This is a genomic window from Ramlibacter tataouinensis (assembly GCF_001580455.1).
GTDB classification, from domain to species: Bacteria; Pseudomonadota; Gammaproteobacteria; order Burkholderiales; family Burkholderiaceae_C; genus Ramlibacter; species Ramlibacter tataouinensis_B.
In genome coordinates this window covers 3,979,502-3,999,818 of sequence record NZ_CP010951.1, presented here as the reverse complement: position 1 = coordinate 3,999,818, position 20,317 = coordinate 3,979,502, and the positions used below count along the sequence as shown (strand labels likewise).

At 68.1% G+C, this 20,317-nt stretch carries 23 protein-coding genes; 10 read left to right on the top strand and 13 right to left on the bottom strand.

Annotated features, from left to right (window positions below; all coding sequences use genetic code 11):
• Positions 1-30: 30 nt before the first annotated feature.
• The 3 genes from dxs to UC35_RS18545 are packed head-to-tail and all read right to left on the bottom strand — an operon-like array spanning position 31 to position 3,056.
• Positions 31-1,911 (bottom strand): 1-deoxy-D-xylulose-5-phosphate synthase, encoded by a 1,881-nt coding sequence (gene dxs, locus UC35_RS18555; protein ID WP_061502308.1) that lies wholly within the window; start codon positions 1,909-1,911, stop codon positions 31-33.
• 12 nt (positions 1,912-1,923) lie between these two features.
• The gene (locus UC35_RS18550) at positions 1,924-2,817 is read right to left on the bottom strand and encodes a polyprenyl synthetase family protein (protein ID WP_061503927.1); all 894 of its coding nucleotides are present in this window, start codon (positions 2,815-2,817) and stop codon (positions 1,924-1,926) included.
• Positions 2,818-2,828: 11 nt separating this feature from the next.
• On the bottom strand, positions 2,829-3,056 hold the full coding sequence (locus UC35_RS18545) for an exodeoxyribonuclease VII small subunit (RefSeq protein ID WP_061502307.1): 228 nt from the start codon (positions 3,054-3,056) through the stop codon (positions 2,829-2,831).
• Between the two features lie 202 nt (positions 3,057-3,258).
• On the opposite strand from UC35_RS18545, the gene UC35_RS18540 reads away from it, so the two are divergent.
• The 4 genes from UC35_RS18540 (at position 3,259) to UC35_RS18525 (ending at position 7,301) form a co-directional block, all read left to right on the top strand.
• Positions 3,259-4,410, top strand: coding sequence for an aromatic ring-hydroxylating oxygenase subunit alpha (locus UC35_RS18540; protein WP_061502305.1), 1,152 nt, complete (start codon positions 3,259-3,261; stop codon positions 4,408-4,410).
• Positions 4,411-4,533: 123 nt separating this feature from the next.
• Positions 4,534-5,184, top strand: a complete 651-nt coding sequence (gene leuD / locus UC35_RS18535; RefSeq protein ID WP_061502303.1) for a 3-isopropylmalate dehydratase small subunit — start codon at positions 4,534-4,536, stop codon at positions 5,182-5,184.
• A 271-nt stretch (positions 5,185-5,455) separates the two neighbouring features.
• Complete coding sequence (locus UC35_RS18530) at positions 5,456-6,355, top strand: DMT family transporter (protein WP_061502301.1); 900 nt, start codon at positions 5,456-5,458, stop codon at positions 6,353-6,355.
• A 55-nt stretch (positions 6,356-6,410) separates the two neighbouring features.
• A complete protein-coding gene (locus UC35_RS18525) occupies positions 6,411-7,301 on the top strand; it encodes a sulfurtransferase (RefSeq protein WP_061502299.1) in 891 nt (296 codons plus the stop codon).
• 121 nt (positions 7,302-7,422) lie between these two features.
• Here UC35_RS18525 and UC35_RS18520 read toward each other — a convergent pair whose 3' ends face one another.
• The 7 genes from UC35_RS18520 to UC35_RS18490 all read right to left on the bottom strand — a co-directional run bounded on the left by UC35_RS18520 (position 7,423) and on the right by UC35_RS18490 (position 14,147).
• Positions 7,423-7,683: a hypothetical protein gene (locus tag UC35_RS18520; RefSeq protein WP_061502298.1), complete on the bottom strand. Its 261-nt coding sequence runs from the start codon at positions 7,681-7,683 to the stop codon at positions 7,423-7,425.
• 195 nt (positions 7,684-7,878) lie between these two features.
• Entirely contained in the window at positions 7,879-9,216 is a 1,338-nt protein-coding gene (locus UC35_RS18515) for a cation:proton antiporter (protein ID WP_061502296.1), read from the bottom strand.
• Between the two features lie 38 nt (positions 9,217-9,254).
• On the bottom strand, positions 9,255-10,091 hold the full coding sequence (locus UC35_RS18510) for an alpha/beta hydrolase (RefSeq protein ID WP_061502294.1): 837 nt from the start codon (positions 10,089-10,091) through the stop codon (positions 9,255-9,257).
• 131 nt (positions 10,092-10,222) lie between these two features.
• Positions 10,223-10,936, bottom strand: coding sequence for a tyrosine-protein phosphatase (locus tag UC35_RS18505; protein ID WP_061502292.1), 714 nt, complete (start codon positions 10,934-10,936; stop codon positions 10,223-10,225).
• Between the two features lie 114 nt (positions 10,937-11,050).
• Complete coding sequence (locus UC35_RS24025; RefSeq protein WP_158513942.1) at positions 11,051-11,218, bottom strand: hypothetical protein; 168 nt, start codon at positions 11,216-11,218, stop codon at positions 11,051-11,053.
• 134 nt (positions 11,219-11,352) lie between these two features.
• Positions 11,353-11,859, bottom strand: coding sequence for a DUF4142 domain-containing protein (locus UC35_RS18495; RefSeq protein WP_082793376.1), 507 nt, complete (start codon positions 11,857-11,859; stop codon positions 11,353-11,355).
• 182 nt (positions 11,860-12,041) lie between these two features.
• The gene (locus tag UC35_RS18490) at positions 12,042-14,147 is read right to left on the bottom strand and encodes an ATP-dependent helicase (protein ID WP_061502286.1); all 2,106 of its coding nucleotides are present in this window, start codon (positions 14,145-14,147) and stop codon (positions 12,042-12,044) included.
• Here UC35_RS18490 and UC35_RS18485 point away from each other — a divergent pair.
• Both UC35_RS18485 and UC35_RS23305 read left to right on the top strand, forming a co-directional pair.
• Positions 14,137-15,030, top strand: a complete 894-nt coding sequence (locus tag UC35_RS18485; RefSeq protein WP_061502284.1) for a DUF72 domain-containing protein — start codon at positions 14,137-14,139, stop codon at positions 15,028-15,030. The two genes, UC35_RS18490 and UC35_RS18485, sit on opposite strands and share 11 nt — an antisense overlap.
• Positions 15,031-15,047: 17 nt before the next feature.
• Positions 15,048-15,572, top strand: a complete 525-nt coding sequence (locus UC35_RS23305; RefSeq protein WP_082793374.1) for a DUF4019 domain-containing protein — start codon at positions 15,048-15,050, stop codon at positions 15,570-15,572.
• 4 nt (positions 15,573-15,576) lie between these two features.
• Here UC35_RS23305 and UC35_RS23775 read toward each other — a convergent pair whose 3' ends face one another.
• Positions 15,577-16,395, bottom strand: coding sequence for a hypothetical protein (locus tag UC35_RS23775; protein ID WP_145979542.1), 819 nt, complete (start codon positions 16,393-16,395; stop codon positions 15,577-15,579).
• Positions 16,396-16,640: 245 nt separating this feature from the next.
• Between UC35_RS23775 and UC35_RS18465 the strand changes: the two genes are divergently transcribed.
• Positions 16,641-17,000: a hypothetical protein gene (locus UC35_RS18465; protein WP_082793373.1), complete on the top strand. Its 360-nt coding sequence runs from the start codon at positions 16,641-16,643 to the stop codon at positions 16,998-17,000.
• Between the two features lie 18 nt (positions 17,001-17,018).
• On the opposite strand, the gene UC35_RS18460 is transcribed toward UC35_RS18465, so the two are convergent.
• A complete protein-coding gene (locus tag UC35_RS18460) occupies positions 17,019-17,864 on the bottom strand; it encodes a ZIP family metal transporter (RefSeq protein ID WP_061502275.1) in 846 nt (281 codons plus the stop codon).
• Between the two features lie 102 nt (positions 17,865-17,966).
• Here UC35_RS18460 and UC35_RS18455 point away from each other — a divergent pair, with 102 nt between their 5' ends.
• Complete coding sequence (locus UC35_RS18455) at positions 17,967-18,287, top strand: I78 family peptidase inhibitor (RefSeq protein WP_061502273.1); 321 nt, start codon at positions 17,967-17,969, stop codon at positions 18,285-18,287.
• A 15-nt stretch (positions 18,288-18,302) separates the two neighbouring features.
• Here UC35_RS18455 and UC35_RS18450 read toward each other — a convergent pair whose 3' ends face one another.
• Entirely contained in the window at positions 18,303-18,905 is a 603-nt protein-coding gene (locus UC35_RS18450) for a helix-turn-helix transcriptional regulator (RefSeq protein ID WP_227820377.1), read from the bottom strand.
• A gap of 325 nt (positions 18,906-19,230) precedes the next feature.
• On the opposite strand from UC35_RS18450, the gene UC35_RS23770 reads away from it, so the two are divergent.
• The gene (locus tag UC35_RS23770; RefSeq protein ID WP_145979541.1) at positions 19,231-19,512 is read left to right on the top strand and encodes a PilZ domain-containing protein; all 282 of its coding nucleotides are present in this window, start codon (positions 19,231-19,233) and stop codon (positions 19,510-19,512) included.
• Positions 19,513-19,740: 228 nt separating this feature from the next.
• Complete coding sequence (locus tag UC35_RS18440) at positions 19,741-20,301, top strand: A24 family peptidase (RefSeq protein WP_061502267.1); 561 nt, start codon at positions 19,741-19,743, stop codon at positions 20,299-20,301.
• Positions 20,302-20,317 lie beyond the last annotated feature (16 nt).

Below are 20,317 nucleotides of genomic sequence, written 5' to 3'. Positions count from 1 at the left end.
GTAAGTTACGCGTCAGCGTGACCGTGGCCCTCAGGAGCCGACGACCTTCAGCGTGGGCGCGGCCCGCTCGGTGAAGTCGCCGAAGCGCTGGCGCACCGAGGCCTCGATGCCTGCCGCGTCCAGGCCCTGAAGCGACAGCAGGCGCGCCGGGTCGCCATGCGGAGTGAATTCGTCGCGCAGGCCCAATTGCAGCAGCGGCTTGGCGATGCCGGCGGCTTGCAGGGCTTCCTGCACGGCGCTGCCGGCGCCACCCATGACCGCGCCCTCTTCCACCGACACCAGGGCGTCATGCGCGCCGGCGACCTCCAGCAGCAGTGCGGTATCCAGCGGCTTGGCCCAGCGCATGTTCACCACCGTGGCGTTCAAACGCTCGGCAGCGGCGAGCGCCGGGTACAGCAGGGTGCCGAAGGCGAGGATGGCGATGCCTTGACCGCGCCGCCGGACCTCGCCCTTGCCGAAGGGCAGCGCCGCCAGCCCGGGCTCGACCTTGACGCCGGGCCCGGCACCGCGCGGATAGCGCACCGCCACCGGCTGGGCCTGACCGAAGGCGGTGGTCAGGAGCTGCCGGCACTCGTTCTCGTCGGCCGGGCAGGCGATCCCCATGTTGGGAATGCAGCGCAGGTACGGGATGTCGTAGGCGCCGGCGTGCGTGGGCCCGTCGGCGCCGACGATGCCGGCGCGGTCGAGGGCGAAGACCACCGGCAGGTTCTGCAGCGCGACGTCGTGAATGAGCTGGTCGTAGGCACGCTGCAGGAAAGTCGAATAGATCGCCACCACGGGCTTGAGGCCCTCGCAGGCCAGACCGGCCGCGAAGGTCACGGCGTGCTGCTCGGCGATGCCGACGTCGAAGTAGCGCTCGGGGAAGCGCTTCTCGAACTCCACCAGGCCCGAGCCCTCGCGCATGGCCGGCGTGATTCCGACGAGGCGCTGGTCCGCGGCTGCCATGTCGCACAGCCACTGGCCGAACACCTGCGTGAAGGTGAGCTTGCCCGGCGAGGGCGTGATGCCCACCTTGGGATCGAACTTGCCCGGGCCGTGGTAGGCCACCGGGTCGGCCTCGGCCAGCTTGTAGCCCTGGCCCTTCTTGGTGACCACATGCAGGAACTGCGGGCCGCTCAGGTGCCGCATGTTCTCCAGCGTGGGCACCAGCGAGTCGAGGTCGTGGCCGTCGATCGGCCCCACGTAGTTGAAGCCGAACTTCTCGAACAGCGTCGCCGGCACGACCATGCCCTTGGCCTGCTCCTCGAAGCGCTTGGCCAGCTCGAACAGCGGCGGCGCCACCTTCAGCACGTTCTTGCCCACGCTCTTGGCAGCGGCATAGAACTGGCCGCTCATGAGCTGGGCGAGGTAGCGGTTCAGCGCGCCCACTGGCGGGCTGATCGACATGTCGTTGTCGTTCAGGATCACCAGCAGGTCGCAGTCGGCCACGCCGGCGTTGTTCAGGGCCTCGAAGGCCATGCCGGCGGTCATGGCGCCGTCACCGATGATCGCCACCGCGCGGCGGTTCTCCCCCTTTTGCTTGGCCGCCACCGCCATGCCCAGCGCCGCCGAGATGCTGGTGGACGAATGCGCGGTGCCGAAGGCGTCGTATTCGCTCTCGCTGCGCGCGGGGAACCCGGCCAGGCCGCCGAGCTGGCGCAACGTGGCCATGCGGTCGCGCCGGCCGGTGAGGATCTTGTGGGGGTAGGTCTGGTGGCCCACGTCCCACACCAGCCGGTCATAGGGCGTGTCGAACACGTAGTGCAGCGCGATGCTCAGTTCGACGGTGCCCAGGTTGGAACTGAGGTGACCGCCGGTCTTCGAGACGCTGTCCAGCAGGAACGCGCGCAGCTCGTCGGCCAGCACCTTGAGCTGCGGACGCGGCAGCTTGCGCAGGTCGGACGGGTCGTGGATCGATTCGAGCAGGGTCATGGGTAATGCGTTCTAGTTGTCGCGGTCGACCACCATGGTGGCCAGCGCCCGCAAAGCGCGCGTATCGGCGAGGTCGCTGGATGCAAGCGCCTGCAAGGCCTCGGCCAGCAGCTCACGCGCATAGGCGCGGGACCGGTCCAGTCCCAGCACCGAGACGTAGGTGGGCTTGTTCTGGTCCGCATCCTTGCCTGCGGTCTTGCCGAGCGTGACCGAATCGGCGGTCACGTCCAGGATGTCGTCCACCACCTGGAACGCCAGGCCCAGCGCGCGGCCGTAGGCCTCGAGCGCAGCCAGCGCCCTGCCCTGCGGCTGGCCGCAGGCTGCGCCCATCATCACGCTGCCAAGCAGCAAGGCGCCGGTCTTGCGGCTGTGCATTTCGCGCAGCTGCGCCTCGGTCAGCACCTGCCCGACGTTCGCCAGGTCGATCGCCTGCCCGCCCGCCATGCCGGCGTGCCCGGCGGCGCGCGCCAGCATGCGGCACAGGGCGGCCTGCACGCTGTCGGGGATGGCGCGATCCGGCGGCGCGAGCAGCTCGAAAGCCAGCGCTTGCAAGGCATCGCCTGCCAGCAGCGCTTGGGCCTGGCCGAACTTCACGTGCACGGTCGGCTTGCCCCGCCGCAGGACGTCGTTGTCCATGCAGGGCATGTCGTCGTGCACCAGCGAATAGGCGTGAATGAGCTCGACCGCGCAGGCAGCGCGCAAGGCCGCTTCGGCGTTGCCCTGCACCGCCTCGCTGGCGGCCAGCACCAGCAGCGGCCGCAGCCGCTTGCCGCCGTCGAGCACGGCGTAGCGCATGGCCTCGCCCAAGCCGGCAGGCGCGTCGGCCACCACCCATCCGGACAGCGCACGCTCGACACGCTCGAGGCGTTCGCCGCTCCAGGAAGTCAAGTCAAACGAGGGCTGCACGAATTGCCCGGTCACTCCTGCGTCCACGGCTTGAGCACTCCCTCGTCCAACACCTTGATCTGGTTCTCCACGGCCTGCAGCTTGTCGCGGCAGAACTGCAGCAGTTCGGCGCCGCGCTGGTAGCCGGAGAGCAACTGCTCCAGCGGCAACTGTCCCGATTCGATCTGGCCGACGAGCTGTTCGAGTTCCGCCAGCGCGGCCTCGTAGCTGGCAGGAGTTTGGAAGGGGGCCGTGGGCATGCGTATCCGTGGAAAAGTATGAATTCTAGGCTTTGAGACAGCTCAAGGTCGGGCCGGGCGCGTCATCGGTACCCCGGGGTACAATGCCCCTCCCTCCATCCGGGCATCTGCCCGGTTTTTATTTCGTCCCTCCCCGCGCCAATTCTTCACTGAACAGCGCTTCCCTGCCCCTTCATAGGGGGAGTCTCTAGGTCAGGACACCATGTCTGATTTAAGTCTTCAGCTACAGCAGGCCGAAAGCCAACTGCCCGTTTCCAGCTATTTCGACAAGGCGCTTTTCCAGCGCGAACTGGAAACCATCTTTCAGCGCGGGCCCCGCTATGTGGGGCATCAACTCAGCGTTCCGAACGAAGGCGACTACTACGCCCTGCCGCATGAAGGCGAGGGCCGCGCCCTGCTGCGTACGCCGCGCGGCGTGGAGCTCATTTCCAACGTCTGCCGCCACCGCCAGGCGGTGATACTCAAGGGCCGCGGCTCCATCGCCGGGACGCCGGGCGCGAGTGGCAACGTGGTGTGTCCGCTGCATCGCTGGACCTACAGCGGCGGCAGCGGCAGCCCGGCCGGCACCCTGCTGGGCGCCCCGCACTTCGCGGAAGACCCTTGCCTGAACCTGAACAACTACGAGCTCCAGGAGTGGAACGGCCTGCTGTTCGAGCGTAACGGCATCGACGTCGAGCAGGCGCTCGGTGGCATGGCCCTGCGCTCCAAGCTGGATTTCAGCGGCATGGTGCTGGACCACGTCGAGCTGCACGAGTGCAACTACAACTGGAAGACCTTCATCGAGGTTTACCTCGAGGACTACCACGTGGGGCCCTTCCATCCCGGCCTGGGCAACTTCGTCACCTGCGACGACCTGCGCTGGGAATTCAGGAAGGACTACTCGGTGCAGTCGGTCGGCGTGGCCAACCGCCTGGGCAAGTACGGCAGCCAGGTGTACGAGCGTTGGCAGAAGGCGCTGATGAACTACCGGCTGGGCGAGACGCCCGAGCAGGGCGCGATCTGGCTCACCTACTACCCGCACATCATGGTCGAGTGGTATCCGCACGTGCTCACCGTGTCCACGGTCCATCCGGTCTCGGTCGACAAGACCCTGAACATGGTCGAGTTCTACTACCCGGAGGAGATCTCCGCTTTCGAGCGCGAATTCGTCGAAGCCCAGCAGGCCGCCTACATGGAAACCTGCATCGAGGACGACGAGATCGCGGAGCGCATGGATGCCGGCCGCAAGGCGCTGCTCCAGCGCGGCGACGACGAGATCGGTCCCTACCAGAGCCCGATGGAAGACGGCATGCAGCACTTCCATGAGTGGTACCGCTCGCGCATGAACCTCACCGGCTCCGGGTTCCGCGTCTGAAGGAAGCGTGATCAGAACCGTGTCAATCTAGGCGCGCGACGACGCCAAGGCTGAACGCCTTGGCTAGAAGCGCAACGACGAGTGGCGCGGTTCTGATCGCGCTCGTCGGGTATAACCCAACGCATGCCTGCCTTCCCAGGCGGGCGGCACAGCGGCCTGATGGCGCCGCTGGACCGCCCCAATGTCGACACCGACGCGATTTTCCCCAAGCAGTACGGCCGCTCGACCGCCAGGAGCGGTTACGGCCCGGTGCTGTTCGATTCATGGCGCTACCTGGACCCGGGCGACCTCACCAGCGACCACGCGCAGCGCCGCCCCCATCCCGGGTTCGTCCTGAACCGCCCCGAACTGGCCGGGGCGAGCCTGCTGCTGGCGCGCGAGAACTTCGGCTGCGGCTCGAGCCGCGAACATGCGGTATGGGCACTGCGCGACTACGGCTTCAAGGCCGTGGTCGCCCCCAGCTTCGGCGACATCTTCCGGCAGAACTGCGCCCTGAACGGCGTGGCGGCCATCGTGCTGGCGGCCGGCGAGGTCGACGCGCTGTTCGCCATGGGCGTTGCGCAGCCGGTGCGGGCCTTGCTCGACATCGAAGCGGGCGTGCTCGAGGCCGGCCCGGCGCGATTTCATTTCTCGCTGACCCCGCGCGAACGCCTGCTGCTCACGCGCGACGTGGACTGGATCGGCGCAACCCTGGCGCAGCGCGAGCGCATCGCCGAATTCGAAGCCGGCCGCCTGGCCTGCCAGCCCTGGCTCAAGAAAACCCTCGAGAAATAGGTAGGGCCTGTTAACGCTATGGGAGGACTCGCGTGACCCAAGAAACGGGCGCCATCAAGGCGCAAAGCACAGCCGGGGTGGGACCCCGGCGAGCATTTGCAACGCCGAGGGCGCCCGTTTCCTGGGTCACCCTTCGGGCCGGTGGCTGGCAGGCCGCAGGGCGTCGTTGCGGCCTCGTTGTGTGCACGAGCACACGGCCTCGGCCGCGCCTAGCCCTGCAGCCTGCCAGCCACCGGCGCGAGCCCTCCCATAGCGTTAACAGGCCCTAACGATGCAAGCGCTGTGGATGGTGGCCGGATCGCTGTTCTTCGCGACCATGGCGGTATGCGTCAAGTACGCCTCGGCGTCGTTCAACAGCGCGGAGCTGGTGTTCTATCGCGGTCTGCTGGGCATGCTGTTCCTGTGGCTGCTGGCGCGCCGCCAGGGCGTGACGCTGGGCACCCGCTATCCGATGATGCACGCCTGGCGCAGCGTGATCGGCGTCATCTCGCTGGGCGCGTGGTTCTACGCGATCGCCCGGCTGCCCCTGGCCACCGCGATGACGCTCAACTACATGAGCAGCGTGTGGATCGCGGCCTTCCTGGTGGGCGGCGCGCTCATCGCCTGGAACCCAGGCCGCGGCGACGCGCTGCCGGCGCGGCAGGGACCGCTGGCGCTGGCCGTGCTGGCCGGTTTCGCCGGGGTGGTCATGATGCTGCGTCCCACCATCGACCAGAACCAGGTGTTCGCCGGCGTGGTGGGGCTGATGTCGGGACTCACGGCCGCATTCGCCTACATGCAGGTGATGGCGCTGGGAAAGATCGGCGAGCCGGAGACGCGCACCGTCTTCTACTTCGCCGTCGGTTCGGCGGTGGCGGGCGGGCTGGGCATGCTGGCGCTGGGCGTGTCGGACTGGGACTGGATGAATGCGCTGTGGTTGCTGCCGGTCGGCGTGCTCGCCTCGCTCGGACAGCTCTGCATGACCCGGGCCTACAGCCATGGCGCCACCCTGGTGGTGGCCTGCCTGCAGTACTTCGGCATCGTCTTCGGCGCGATCTACAGCATCACGCTGTTCGGCGACAGCATCCCCCTGCTCGGCTGGGCCGGCATCGCCCTCATCCTGGCCAGCGGCATCGCGGCCACGGTGCTGCGTGCGCGGGCCGCGCCCGATGCGCCCGCCGAAGAGCACTAGCCCCGCTGGAGTTGCGGGGCAGTTCCCGATCGCCGATCCACCGATAATTTGCCGTATGCACACCACACTCGTTTCGGCCGAACAGCTCAAGGACCTGCGACAAACCGGCGAGCGCCTGATGGTCTTCGATTGCAGCTTCGACCTCGCCAGCCCGACCGCCGGGGAAGAGGCCTGGCGCCGCTCGCACATTCCCGGTGCGGTGTACGCCAACCTGGACACTGCGCTGAGCGACATGGGCGTGGTGGGGCCGGACGGCAGGGTTCGCCCGCACAGCGATGCGGCCTCGGGTGGCCGCCACCCTTTGCCCAGCCGCGAGAAATTCGCGATGTGGCTCTCGAGGGTGGGCTTCGCCAACGACATGCAGGCGGTCGTCTACGACCGCAACGACAACGGCTATTGCGGGCGCCTCTGGTGGATGCTCAAGTGGGCCGGGCACGAGGCGGTAGCGGTGCTTGACGGCGGCCTGGCCGCCTGGGTGGCCGCCGGCGGCGAACTCGCCCAGGGCGACGAACCGGCGCATTTCCAGTCCAACTTCACGCTGGGCCCGGCGCTGCGCCGGCTGGTGGGCACGCGGGACGTGCTGGCGCACCTCGAGGACGGGCGCCAGACCGTGATCGACGGGCGCGCGGCCGCGCGCTTTCGCGGCGAAGTCGAGCCGCTCGACCCGGTCGCCGGCCACATCCCCGGCGCGCTGAACCGGCCCTGGAACGAGAACATGGCGGCAGGCGGCCTCTTCAAGCCGGCCGCGCAGCTGCGGACCGAGTTCGAACAGCTGCTCGCAGGACGCGACGCTGCCACCGTGGTTCACCACTGCGGCAGCGGCGTGAGCGCCGTGCCCAATCTGCTGGCCATGGAAGTCGCCGGCTTTGCGCCGACCGCGCTTTATGCGGGAAGCTGGAGCGAGTGGTGCAGCGACCCGTCGCGGCCCGTGGCCAAGGGTCCCTAGGCACCGCTGCGTTGCCTGAGGCGCCCCAACGGTTCCCCACCGGCACCGATTGGCCGCCGCGAGGCCGCCAGACCCAGCGACAGGCAAGTCGCCAGGCCCAGGGCCATCGCACGCACGGGCACTACTTCGTGGAAGTCGTGGCGCCGGTGGAGCCGGTCACGCCGCCGCTGCTGGTGCCCGAACCGCTTGTGCCGCCGCTCGCAGAGCCCGACGTGCCGCCGCCGGCGCCCGAGGGGCTGGTGCTCGACGAGCCGGTCGCGCCCGTTCCACCGCCCGAGCCCGCCGTGCCACCGGCGCCGCCACCCTTGTCGCACGCGCTCAGCGCGAGGGCAGCAAAGACAGCCAGTGCCGCGGTGGCGGATTTGGTCAGAGTCGTTTTCATCAGGAACTCCTTGAGGTTGTGTGGTTCACAAGTCACTAAGGGCAGCCGCGACTGCCCTGTGGTCACTCTAGGCAGACCACGTCCGGGCCTTGTCGGCAGCCACTGTAGATGCGTGTAGGACAAGCGCAGAGGCAGCGCTCGGCTGTCGCAACGCCGAGTCTGTGTTGTCCGACCTCGAGCTCGACGCTGCGGATCTCAGCGCTTGCGCGAAGTGCGCGCGCCGCGCGTGCGGCGCCGCTCGTACGCGGCCATCAGCGGCGTCACCGAAATGCCGTGCACCAGGATGGAAGCAACCACGACAGCCAGCGTCAGGCCGGCAATCTGGTCGGCGAGGGACCCGGACAGCCCGTGGTTCATCGCATACATCAGGTAGAAAAGCGACCCGACCCCACGGATGCCGAACCAGCCGATCAGCCCGCGCTGGGTGCGCGACACGTGCGTGCGCCGCAGGCTCAGCGAGACCACCAACGGCCTCACCAGCAGCAACAGGGCCGGCACGAACCACCAACCCGCGCCCTGCCAGTGCACGGACCAGAGCAGCGCGCCGATCGCGACCACCACCGCCATCTCGCCGACGCGCTCCAGTTGCTCGTTGAAGCTCATGACCGCATGCGCCATGTACGCCGGCGCATGCAGCGGATCGACGGCAACGGCCTGGGCGAGCGAGCCGTCGGATTGCGCGGCGGCGCGCTGCACGGCCTGCTGGCTGTCCGACCCCGCGCTCTCGGATTGCTCCAGGTAGCGCAGGGCAATGCCGGCAGCGAACACCGCCAGGAAGCTGTTGACATGGGCGATCGTCGCGATGCCATAGGTCAGCGCGAGCAGCCCCATCGCCAGGAAGTCGTCCAGCCCCACCGCCTCCTTGTGCACGCGGCGCAAGTACAGCACCAGCCGGCCCACGGCGAGCCCGGCGAATGCGCCCACCACCGGCCCGGCCAGGCAGGCCCACACACCGTCCACCAGCAGCCAGCGCCAGCCGGATGGCCCGAGGTCGTGCAGGCCCATCAGCCCCAGCCCGAGCAGCACGAAGGGAAATGCGGTGCCGTCGTTGAGCCCGCCCTCGCCCGTCAATGCGAAGCGCAGGCTGTCGCGATCCTTCGGGTGCATGACCTGCACGTCGGAAGCGAGCACCGGGTCAGTCGGCGCGAGGATGCCGCCCAGCAGGATGCCGGCGCCCCACGGCAGGCCGAGAAAGAAGTGCGCCAGCGCCGCGATCACCAGCACCGTCGCCACCATCGCCACGACCGCCAGACGCAGCGGCAGGACCCAGCGGCGATCGCGGAAGGCGGGGCCGAGTTTCAGGCCGGCGGTGAACAGCGACACCAGCACCGCGGCTTCGGCCATGCGCTCCAGCGCGTGCGTGTGCTCGCGCAGGTCCACGCGCATCAGGTCGAACACCCAGGGGCCGGCGAGCATGCCGAAGCCCAGGTAGATCATCGCGGTGGACAGCGGCAGGCGCGCGAGCACGCTGCCGCCCAAGGCCATGAAGATCAGCAGCGCGCCGGCCAGCAGTGCCCAGATCGCGACGTCCATCAGCCTGGACCGTTAGTGGCCTGTCAGGCCACCGAGCGCTAGAGGCAACCCAGCGCGCCGAAGAGCGCCTTGCGAAAACCCGGGAACTTGTGAACGTCGTTGTGGCCTGCGCCCTCGACGCAGTGCAGCTGCGCCGCCGGGACCGCGGTACACAGCGCGTGGCTGTGGTGGATGCCGATCAGCTGGTCCTTGTCGCCGTGAATCAGCATCAGCGGGCCCTTGAGCTGCGCCGCGTGTTCGGCCGTTTGCAGCGGATAGCGCAGCACGCGGCCGGGCACCCAGGGATAGAGCTCGTCGGCCAGCGCGCGCATGCTGCTGTACGGCGACACCAGCAGCGTCAGGTCGGGCGGCCGGCCCTGCGCGCACAACTGGGCGCCCAGCCCCGCGGCCAGCGCCGTGCCCAGGGACTGGCCGGCGATGACCAGGCGCTTGCCCTCGTATTGCGGCGCGAACGCGTCCCACACGGCACGCACGTCGCTGTGCAATTGCTCCTCGCTGCCGATGCGGCCCGAGCTCTTGCCGTAGCCGCGGTAGTCGAACATCACGACGTCGAAATTCGCCTCGCGGAAAGCGTCGAGTTCCACCAGGCAATCGCGCAGGTTGCCAGAGTTCCCGTGCAGGAAGAACACCACGCCGCGCGGATTCGGCAGCCGCAGCTGCGCGGTCGACAGCCGTGCGCCCTCCACCTCGACCCAGCGCTCGTGCACGTCCGGATCGCCGACCAGCGGCTCGTCGGCCGGCAGGGGCGTGGGTTCGAACAAGAGGCGCTCCTGGCGGAACCAGAGGTAACCGATGGCGGCGGTGTACGCGGCGCCGGCCACGGCCAGCAGGCCGAGGGAGTACAGGGCATAAGCCGCTCTGCCGAACTGCTTCATGGTCGTTGGATCCTCTGGACACCAGCATGAGGCACGCTGTACCTCAGCGATGTAGGAACCGGACTGCGAACCGGGTAGGAGCCCCGGCTGAAAGCGCACGCGCCGCCGGGAGCAGGCGTGTCAGCGCCGAATCAGGCTGTCCGAAGGTAGAGCTCACGCAGGCGCGCGCGCTCCGGGTCGCGCAGGCCCAGGCCATAGCGCAGGTAGCCTTCGATGCCGCCATAGTCCTGCTCGATCGCCTCGAAGGCGGCCTCCAGGAAGGCCGGCTGCACGCCAAGGAGCACCTTGGCGGCTTGCGGCGGCAGCTTCCAGCCGCTGCTGTCCATCTTGAGCCGCTCGTTGGTGAGCAGGTAGTCGCGCATCACCTCTTCCGGCGGAACGTCGAGCGCGCGCAACACCAGCGCCGCCGCGAACCCGGTGCGGTCCTTGCCCGCGGTGCAGTGGAACACCGTGGGCTCGTTCGATTGCAGCAGGTGACCGAAGAATTCGGCGAAGCGGTGCGAGCTGTGGCGAACGAAACCGCGGTAGGTGTCCTGCATGTGCGCCACCACGTCCTCGCCGGTCAGCTGGTGCCCGGCGGACATCAGGTCGCCGATCACCTGCACGATGGTCGGCTCGATCGAGAGGGAGTGCACGGCCACGTCGGGCACCTGGCAGCGTGCCGATTCGCGCTCGCGCATGCCGCGGAAGTCCAGCACGCGGCGGATGCCCAGTGCGCGGATCTGGCGGGCATCGTCTTCATCGAGCGCGCCGAGATGGTCCGAGCGGTACAGCGTTCCGGGGCGCAGCGGCCTCTCGACGAAGGTGGAGAGATCCCGGAAATTCGAGGGGTTGTTGACAGCCACACCCGATTTTCGCCGACCGGCCGGCGGCCGGCCGACCGTGACGCCCCGTGGCTCGTCAGAAAAACAACAATGCCCGGCCGCTCACGCGGCCAGGCATCGCAAGGACGCGCCAGGTTAACGGCCGCGCGTCGACGGTCTCTTCTCGCTCGAACTGCCGCGCTTGCTGGCGCTGGCGCGTGCGCGCTCGCTTTGCGTCTTGCTGCTCTGGTTGCCGGGCTTGGCGCCCTTTTTGGCCTCGGGACGGCCCTTGCCGCTGCCGGACTTCGATTCGGGTGTTGCCATGGATCGCTCCTTGATCAAATGCCTTGCGGCCGCATCGGCGATGCTTCCACAGCTTGAATCTAGGAGGCGGCTTTCGCCTTGCTGTCGGCTGGGTTTGCCGATGCTTGTAGGACAGGCCTGCCGCGCGCCTGCGCTCACCCGGCCAGCTGGCCCGCGATGGTCTGCGCCTGCGACAGATGGCCGCGCAGCATCGGCAGCGTGCGTTCCATCCAGGCACGCAATTCCGGATCCCGCACCTCGCCGCGCGCCTTCTCGAAGGCGGCGATCACCTCTTGGTGGTCCTCGACGCCGACCACGCGGATGTAGGCCAGGTCGAACGCTTCGCTGGACGGCAGCGACGCGAGCCGCTGCAGCTTGGCCGCCTTGTCGTCGGGCAGGTTGTGTGGCGGGACGACGCCGCGCGCATCCATCAGCGCGACCAGTTCGCTGTTCAACTGCGTGTGGTGCGCAGCCATGCTCTGCGCGTAGGCGCGCACCGATGCATTCATCGCCCGCACCGCGGCCAGCCGGGAGACTTCGATCTCGTACAGGCCCTTGGACACCACCTGCACGGCGAAATCGCGTTCGGCGGTGGTGAACCGCAGGGGCGCCGAGATGGCCGGCGCGGCCGGCACCGACGCTGGCGACGGCGGGGCGCCCATCCCGAGGTCCACGCTGCTGGCGCACGCCGTCAGGCCGCACGCTGCGAGCCAAGGCAAACTCGCTTGAAGGAATCCTCGCGAAGAAAGCACGGGCACAGCGGGTCTCCCAAGTTTGTTCCGGCATTGGACTCGCCGGGGGGCACCGCTGTGCTGCCAGTTTTGGTAAATGTTTCGCCGCTCTGTCAGCGCCAGGCGGCGCGCGCGCGCGCCCGCACCTGCATCAGGGGCTGCGGCTGAGGCTGCGCGCCCGGCCCCGGGGATGCACTGTGCGCGGGCGGCCAGGTGATCTGCTCGAATTTCTCGAGCATGGCCTCGGTGATGAAGCGCGTGCGGCCGGCATAGAGGTGGCGATCGCCGCCGCCCGCCTGCTGCGTGACATAGAACCGCTGAGGCACGATCAGATGCAGCCGCTCGCGGGCGCGCGTCATGGCCACGTACAGCAGGCGGCGCTCCTCCTCGATGTCTTCGGCGCTGCCGGTCGCCATGTCGCTGGGGATGCAGCCGTCGACCACGTTCAGCACGTGGACCGCCTTCCACTCCTGTCCCTTGGCGCTGTGGATGGTGGACAGGATCAGGTAGTCCTCGTCCAGGTGCGGTACGCCCGATTCGTCGCTGGTGGCTTGCGGTGGATCGAGCGTGAGCTCGGTCAGGAAGCGCTCGCGGCAGGCATAACCCGCTGCGAGCCGCACCAGTTGCTCCACATCGAGCTTGCGCACCTGCGCGTCGTCGTGAAGGCGCTCGAGCTGGGGCAGGTACCAGTCGCGGACCAGTTCCAGGTCGGCCGGCCAGGCCACCTGCGCGCCTTGCAGCCGGGCGTAGAGCGTGGCGAACTGTTCCCACTCCTGGCGCGCCTGCGCCGGCGGCGTGAACTGAGCCAGAGTCTCGACAGCTTCGGCCGCCTCGCCCATCGCGTCGAGCAGGCGCGTGGCGGTGGCCTGGCCGATGCCGGCAATGAGCTGCAGCACGCGAAAGCCTGCCATCCGCCCGCGCGGGTTCTGCGCGAATCGCAGCACCGCCAGCATGTCCTTCACATGCGCGGCCTCCAGGAACTTGAGGCCGCCGAACTTGACGAAAGGGATGTCGCGCCGCGCCAGTTCCAGCTCGAGCGCCGCGCTGTGCGAGCCGGTGCGAAACAGCACCGCCTGGCTCTTGAGCGTGCTGCCGGCTTCACGCTGCCGAAGCACCTCGTCGGCCACCCAGCGTGCCTGCTCGGCTTCGCCCGGCACCAGCAGCAGCTGCGCGCGCTGGCTGGCGGACTTGTCGGTCCAGAGGTTCTTGGCGTGCCGCTCGCGCGCCGCGCCAATCACGGCATTGCTCGCATCGAGCACCGGCTGCGTGCTGCGGTAGTTGCGCTCCAGCGTGACGATGCGCGCGGGCTGGCTGAACTGCCCGGGGAAGTCCAGGATGTTGCGCACGGTGGCGCCGCGAAACGAGTAGATGCTCTGGGCGTCGTCGCCCACCACGGTGACGCCCTGCCCGGTCGGTTTGATCGCGAGGAGGATCTGCGACTGCAGGCGGTTGGTGTCCTGGTACTCGTCGACCAGCACATGGTCGAAGCGCTCGCCCAGCTCGCGCGCCAGCGCGGGTTCGCCCATCATCTCGGCCCAGAACAGCAGCAGGTCGTCGTAGTCGAGCACGTTCTGCTGCTGCTTGGCCTCGACGTAGGCGCCGAACAGCCGCCTGAGTTCGTCCTCCCATTGCGCGCACCAGGGATAGATGCCGTCGAGCACCTGGTCCAGCGGCTCGCAGGTGTTGACCACGCGCGAGTAGATGCCCAGGCAGGTGCCCTTGAGCGGGAAGCGCTTCTTCGACTCGGCCAGGCCGATGTCGTGCCGCACCATGCCCATCAGGTCCTCGGCATCGCCGCGGTCGTGGATGGTGAACGAATCGTCGAGGCCGATGCGCGGCGAGTACTCGCGCAGCAGCCGCGAGCCGATGCTGTGGAAGGTGCCGGACCAGGGCAGCCCCGGCGGCGCCTGGGTGGCCGGCAATCCGAGCGTCTTGTGCAGCACGCCGCCGGCGCGCCGCTCCATCTCCTGCGCCGCGCGCCGGCTGAAGGTCAGCAGCATCAGGCGCTGGGGATCGGCGCCTTGGCGGATCAGGTGCGCCACCCGGTGCGCCAGCGTATTCGTCTTGCCCGAGCCCGCGCCGGCAATCACCAGCAGCGGCCGCTGGTCGTGCGCCTCTTCGCCGGTGCCGTGCTGCACGGCGGCGAGCTGTTCGGGATTGAGATCGTTCAAGGCGCCATTTCCAAAGCAATGCCTGTATATTAGTACAGTGGACAACATTCTCATCGGTTCCGCTTCCTGGACCGACAAGACGCTGATCGAATGCGGCCGCTTCTACCCGAAGGACTGCACGACGGCCGAGGCGCGGTTGCGACACTACGCGTCGCAGTTTCCGATGGTCGAAGTCGACTCCAGCTACTACGGCCTGCCCACGCCGCAGAACGCCCAGCTGTGGGCCGACCGCACGCCGCCGGGCTTCGTGTTCAACGTGAAGGCGTTCCGGCTCTTCACCGGCCACCAGACCTCGCCGGCCGTCCTGCCCAAGGACATCCTGCAGGCCCTGGGGAACGATCCGCCCAAGGTGCTGTACTACCGCGACACGCCGGCGGAAATCCGCGACGAGCTCTGGCGCCGCTTCATCGAGGCGCTGGCGCCGCTGAACGACGCGGGCAAGCTCGGAGCGGTGCATTTCCAGTTCGCGCCCTGGATGATCCGCAACCGCGAGGGCATGGCGCACGTGCGCCATTGCACCGAGCGCATGCCCGGGCACCTGCTTTCCGTCGAGTTCCGCAACACCAGCTGGTTCGAGGGCGACCGGCTCGAAAAGACCATCGCCTTCGAGCGCGAGCTGGGCGTGGCGCACACCATCGTCGACGGCCCGCAGGGCTTTGCCAACACCGTGCCCTGCGTGTGGGAGGTGACCCACCCCGCCCTCGCCCTGCTGCGCCTGCACGGACGCAACAAGGACACCTGGAACATCAAGGCGGCCGCCTCGTCGAGCCGCTTCGACTACTGGTATGCGCCCGACGAGCTCGAAGCCATGGTGCCTGAAATCCGGCACGTCGCCGGCCTGGCCAAGTCGCTGCACGTCGTGTTCAACACCAACTACCAGGACCAGGGCCAGGTGAATGCGCGCCTCATGAGACAGGTGCTGTCCGCATGAGCGGCTAGACTGCTCCCATGCCTGGATCGAAACGGTATCTGTCGTGGCTGGCCCCACTGGCGGCAGCGCTCGCTGCCCAGGGTGCGGCGGCGCAACTCAAACTGCCCAAAAACCCGCCCGCAGCGTCTGCGCCTGCACCGGCCGCTGCACCCGCCACGCCGGCGCCAGCGCCCGCCCCTGCGCCCGACAGCGCCTCGGCCGAAAAGCAAGCCGCGGGCCGGTTGGCGGCTGCCGGCTGGCTGGTGCTGCTGGACCGGCGCGATTGGGGCCGTGCCTGGGAAACGTCCAGCAGCGTGTTCCGCGGCGCCGTGCCGCTGGCCAGCTGGATGGACGCCATCCCCAAGGTCCGCGAGCCGTTCGGAAGCTTCGTCGAGCGCACACCCCTGGAATCGGTCTACAAGACCAAGCTCGAGGGCCGCCCCGAGGGCGAGTACGTGAGCGTCATCTTCCAGTCCAAGTTCAGCGAGCGCGAAGTGCAGGAAATCGTCACGACCGTGCGAGAGGACGGCAAGTGGCGCGTGACCGGCTACTCGACGCGCTGATCGATTAGCTGTTCTTCGCTGAGGACTCGGACGAGGAGCCGCCGGCGCCCGGGGTCTCGGAGCTGCCGGTGCTGTTCGCGCCCGCGCTGCTGCTGCCCACGCCGCCACCGGTCGACATCGGTGCCGTGTTCTGGCCCTGGCCGCCGCTGCGGCTGGCTCGCCAGCTGTTGAATTCTTCGGCGAACTTCCTGTAGCGGTCCTGGCGCCACGATTGGTACTCGTTGTCCAGGTTGCGCATCTGCTCTTCACGCCACTGCTGGTAGTCGGGATCGTGGTGGCCATAGCGCTCTTCATGGACCGGACTGCCGCCATAGCCCTGGCGCGAGCCGTAGCCGGCCTGTCCATACGCGCCCTGTCCTTGGCCGTAGGGCCCGGCGTAGCCCATGCCGCCATGCTGCTGGCCCTGGGCATAGCCACCCGGCTCATAGCCAGGTCGATGGAGAACCTGCTGGCCGTAGCCGCCTCGATGGTGCTGGCCGTAGTCGGCCTGGCCCTGCGGCCCGTAGCCACCGCCCATGGCGCCATGGCTGCCCGGGCCTGGGTGACCTTGACCATAGCTGCCCCAGTCGCCGCCGCCCTGGCCCCAGCTGCCCGAGGGGCCATAGGTGCCGTATCCCTGCTGGCCACCGCGATAGCCCTGGCCGCCATGCGGATCGCTGTGGCGCCTGCCTTCCGGCGCACCGTAGCCCGAGCCGCCACTCTGTCCCTGCGACCCCCAGCCACCGCGCGCCTGACCGCCGCCGCCCTGCTCCCGCTCCTGCCTTTGATGCTCGCCCCAGCGACCCGGGTTGCGTGCGTCCTCGTCCCAATCACGTGATGCCATGTCAAGGTCTCCTGCGAAAAGCGCGCGCAACGCCCGGGGCGAGCGCGCCACGGAAACACGTTAGGCCCGAGGCATGGGCGTTTCTGTCGGACAAGCGCCTGCCCCATCGGCGGCCCCAGGGTCATGGGCTGTGGTCTGCGACTTACGAAGAGCGGATGTCTTCACATGGCGTTTGCAATCGCCGCACCGGGCATTTACCTGAGCCTTCAATCATTGGGGCACCCGAACCGAAACTGGAGGTCAGCATGGAAACTAGAACCCGCATCGTCATCGCAGCACTTGCGGCCGCTGCCGCCCTTGCGAGCCTGCCCGCCGCAGCCCACACCTCCATTGGCGTGCAGATCGGTGTGCCCGCCTATGCGCAACCCGTCTACGCGCAACCCGTGTATGCGCAGCCGGTGTATCCGCAGCCGGTGTACGTGCGCCCGGCTCCGGTGGTGGTCTATCCAGCGGTTCCGGCCAATCGCGCGTGGGCGCACGGGTACTGGCAAGGCAATGGATATGCGGGGGTGCCGCAACGCACCGCCTACGTCCGCGGCGATCGCGACCACGACGGCGTGCCCAATCGCTGGGACCGCGCGCCCAACAACCCGTACCGCTACTGACGGCACGGGGCCGGATGGTCAGTGCGCGTGCACCAGCCGGCTGGCGCCGGTGACCATGCCGATGCCCACCAGCAGCCAGGCGATCTGCACCGCGGTTTCGCGCGCGGACAGTCGTTGTTGCAACTGCGGCACGAGGTCGGCAAGCGCCACATAGACGAAGCTGCTGCTCGCCACGACGAGGAAGTACGGCAGTCCGCCCACCAGGCGCTCGACCAGCCAGTACCCGGCGGCCCCGCCCAGCGCGGTCACCGCGCCTGCGAGAGAGACCTTCGCCAGCGCCGCCCCGCGGTTGGCGCTGGTCATGCGCATCACGGCCAGGTCGCCGATGTGATGCGGCACCTCGTGCGCCAGCACCGCCAGCGCAGCCACCCAGCCCAGTCGCGGGTCGGCCACGAAGGCCGACGCGATCAGGATGCCGTCGCCGAAGCAATGCACGCTGTCGCCGGTGATCACCGCCCAGCCGCCGGAGCGCAAAGGAGGGTGTGCGTGGCCATGCCTGTCCTCGTGGGCGTGCGCATGCGCATGGACGTGGAGGTGGCGATGGTCGTGCGTGTCGTGATGGTGCTCATGCCCGTGGTGCCAGAGCTCGGCCTTGTCGAGCAGGAAGAAGAACACGACGCCGGCGAGCAGGGTCGTGAACAGCTTGTCCGCGCCGGCGCCGCTTTCGAAGGCCTCGGGCAGCAGGTGCATGAAGGCCGTGGCCAGCAGGGCCCCGGCCGCCAGGCTGAGCAGGTGCCGCGGGCCGACATAGGTCGAATGCTCGCGCGTTGGGCCGAGCGAGCCAATGCGCATCAGCCCGGCGGCGAGCCACACGCTGCCGATGCCCGCGCCCAAGGTTGCGATGAGGATGGATAGGAAGGTCATGCCAAGCAGGCCGCTCCGTCGTGGACGCCCGATTCTTGATTCTTCTTCCGGCCGATACGGCCGAGTCTGGGGCTGATCTTATCAACCGGGCACAATGACCCCATGAGCCCGCCCCGCCGCCTGGCCTGCGCCCTGGGCCTGCTTGCAGCGGGCCTGTTCGCCGCCTGTGCCCAGCCGTCCGCCATGCCGCCCGCTCCCGCTCCGTCGAACCCAGTCTCCAGCCCCTGCGATGCCCAGCCTGCGCAGTTCGCGCTGGGGCGTGTGCTCGATGCCGGGCTGACCGAGCAGCTGCGCGCACGCACCGGCGCCGAGCGGGTGCGCGTGGTGCGGCCCGGCGAGATGGTGACGATGGAGTTCGATGGGCGCCGGCTGACGGTCGAGCTCGATGCCGGCGGGCGCGTGCTCAAGCTGCGTTGCGGCTAGCGCCGCGGCCGGGGCCTAGCGTCCCGTTTCCGTGAGCTGGTGCCGGGTCGCGTAGGCGTACAGGTCCAACCGGCTGGTCAGCTCCAGCTTGCTATAGATCGACGTCAGGTGGTTGCGCAGCGTGTGCTCGCTGATGCAGAGCCTGCGCGCGATCACCTTGGCGGGCGCCGAGGCGTCGCCCGCCACCGCGGCGATCGTCTGCCGCTCGCGCGTGGTCAGCGTCGCGATCTTGGACTTCTCGGGGTCGTTGGCATCGGCCGCCTTCTGCCGCGCCATTTCCATGAAGATGCGGCTGGTGGCGCTGCGGTCGATCCACAACTCGCCCGCATTCACTTTCTCGATAGCCTTGATCAGCGCGGCGGGCGGGTCCGAGGTGCGGACGACGCCGCGCGCGCCGGCCAGCACCAGTTGGTCCAGCAAGGCAGTGTCCTGCGACCCCGTAACGACGAGCAACTTGGCGCTGCATTTCGAATGCAGGTCGGCAAACCGGGGCAAGTCGGCAGGCGACTCGACCGCGACCACGATCACGTCGGGTTCTTCCTTCGCCAGCGCCGCCAGCGCGACATCGATGTCGCAACCCGTTCCCAGCAACTCCATAAGCGGGTGCTCGGTCTGCACCAGACGCTCAAGGCCCCAGGACACCATGGGCGGAGCGACCAGGTAAACCTGAACGGGGCTAATGCGAAAACCCTGCATGAGAAGAACCTCCCTGCTGTGCTTCGTGGCTCATCGTAGTGACTTCCTGTCGCGTTTGGCCTTCAATGTTGCAATTGCTTGCAAAGGTTGCGGAACCTGTCGATATGGCTGCGCTGCCGAAAGTCTGCTCATCTGTTGAAGAGCCGCAGAACTGTTCGGTCGAGGGGATGAAATCGGGAGGGGCTCCTGCCCAAAAAAGGTGAAAGCAACCACGACTGTGTTGCTTCCAAGCGCCAGAGTCGTTCACATGTTCCGTGAACGACGCCTCGAACCGCGCGAGCTGATCGCTCTCCCGCTTCATCTCGCGAACGGTTGCGCGGCAACAACGCGTGACATCAGCCCATCCGGAATGTTCCTGGAGATCCAGGGGAAGCGCTTGATGGGGGGCACGGTGTTCTTCGAGATGAATCTCGTGGAAGGCCGCATGAAGTTCTCGGCCGAGGGACAGATCGTCCGGCTGGAACATCGCGAGGGCTACACGGGCATCGCCATCAGGCTGATCTCGCCGCGGCTCGAACCGCTCGCCTGACTCCTTGCACATCTACTGAGGACGCGGCGCCTCCAGCAGGGCGCTCTCTGGTCCCCTGCGCCTTTGAGGCGCATCCCCGCGACAGGCTCCCTCCTGCCCCGCACTGGGACCCATCCCATGCAAATCGGGAGAACGCGCCCACTTCCGCGCGAGAGGCCATTTTTATATTCGTCCGCAGTCCTCCGCCGAAGCAGCAAGCCCACGAATTCTCAAGAAGCAAGCAAGACCATGCTCCAACTGAACCTGATTCCGCACGCACTGACGCAACCCGTCGTGGCACTTCTCGTGCTCGACGCCATGCTGCTCGCGGCCGCCGTGATCGACTGGCGCACTTTCCGCCTGCCGAACTGGCTGACGCTGGGCGGTGCCGCCGTCGGCCTGACCATGAGCGTGCTGCCGGAAGGCATCGGCTTTTTTGAGTCGCTGCTGGGCGCGGGAACGGGGCTGATCGTGCTGCTCCCTTTGTACGCGATGGGAATGACGGGCGCAGGTGACATCAAGCTGATGGCGGCCGTAGGTGCCTTCCTCGGCCTGCCGCACGTGCTGTTCGCGATCCTGTGCACTTTGATCGTGGGCGGAATCGTCGCCATTGGCTTCGCCATGTGGCGACGCAGCGTCGCTCGCATGGTGCTCAACGCACGCGACCTCATGCAGCTCACGGCCCTGGCGGCGGTTCACGGCGAACGTCCGCAGCTGGGGCTCATTTCATCGATCGGCAGGCTGCCGTATGGGATCTGCGTGTGCGCCGGCACGTACGCGTGGCTCCTGTGGGTCTACGTGATTCATTGATCAGCAACCAAGAGCG

Excerpts from the sequence above, each read along its gene's own strand:
- dxs (WP_061502308.1), bottom strand. The coding sequence starts at position 1,911 with ATGACCCTGCTCGAATCGATCCACGACCCGTCCGACCTGCGCAAGCTG.
- UC35_RS18545 (WP_061502307.1), bottom strand. The coding sequence starts at position 3,056 with ATGCCCACGGCCCCCTTCCAAACTCCTGCCAGCTACGAGGCCGCGCTG.
- UC35_RS18540 (WP_061502305.1), top strand. The coding sequence starts at position 3,259 with ATGTCTGATTTAAGTCTTCAGCTACAGCAGGCCGAAAGCCAACTGCCC.
- leuD (WP_061502303.1), top strand. The coding sequence starts at position 4,534 with ATGCCTGCCTTCCCAGGCGGGCGGCACAGCGGCCTGATGGCGCCGCTG.
- UC35_RS18530 (WP_061502301.1), top strand. The coding sequence starts at position 5,456 with ATGCAAGCGCTGTGGATGGTGGCCGGATCGCTGTTCTTCGCGACCATG.
- UC35_RS18525 (WP_061502299.1), top strand. The coding sequence starts at position 6,411 with ATGCACACCACACTCGTTTCGGCCGAACAGCTCAAGGACCTGCGACAA.
- UC35_RS18520 (WP_061502298.1), bottom strand. The coding sequence starts at position 7,683 with ATGAAAACGACTCTGACCAAATCCGCCACCGCGGCACTGGCTGTCTTT.
- UC35_RS18515 (WP_061502296.1), bottom strand. The coding sequence starts at position 9,216 with ATGGACGTCGCGATCTGGGCACTGCTGGCCGGCGCGCTGCTGATCTTC.
- UC35_RS18510 (WP_061502294.1), bottom strand. The coding sequence starts at position 10,091 with ATGAAGCAGTTCGGCAGAGCGGCTTATGCCCTGTACTCCCTCGGCCTG.
- UC35_RS24025 (WP_158513942.1), bottom strand. The coding sequence starts at position 11,218 with ATGGCAACACCCGAATCGAAGTCCGGCAGCGGCAAGGGCCGTCCCGAG.
- UC35_RS18495 (WP_082793376.1), bottom strand. The coding sequence starts at position 11,859 with ATGGGCGCCCCGCCGTCGCCAGCGTCGGTGCCGGCCGCGCCGGCCATC.
- UC35_RS18490 (WP_061502286.1), bottom strand. The coding sequence starts at position 14,147 with ATGTTGTCCACTGTACTAATATACAGGCATTGCTTTGGAAATGGCGCC.
- UC35_RS23305 (WP_082793374.1), top strand. The coding sequence starts at position 15,048 with ATGCCTGGATCGAAACGGTATCTGTCGTGGCTGGCCCCACTGGCGGCA.
- UC35_RS23775 (WP_145979542.1), bottom strand. The coding sequence starts at position 16,395 with ATGGCATCACGTGATTGGGACGAGGACGCACGCAACCCGGGTCGCTGG.
- UC35_RS18465 (WP_082793373.1), top strand. The coding sequence starts at position 16,641 with ATGGAAACTAGAACCCGCATCGTCATCGCAGCACTTGCGGCCGCTGCC.
- UC35_RS18460 (WP_061502275.1), bottom strand. The coding sequence starts at position 17,864 with ATGACCTTCCTATCCATCCTCATCGCAACCTTGGGCGCGGGCATCGGC.
- UC35_RS18455 (WP_061502273.1), top strand. The coding sequence starts at position 17,967 with ATGAGCCCGCCCCGCCGCCTGGCCTGCGCCCTGGGCCTGCTTGCAGCG.
- UC35_RS23770 (WP_145979541.1), top strand. The coding sequence starts at position 19,231 with ATGTTCCGTGAACGACGCCTCGAACCGCGCGAGCTGATCGCTCTCCCG.
- UC35_RS18440 (WP_061502267.1), top strand. The coding sequence starts at position 19,741 with ATGCTCCAACTGAACCTGATTCCGCACGCACTGACGCAACCCGTCGTG.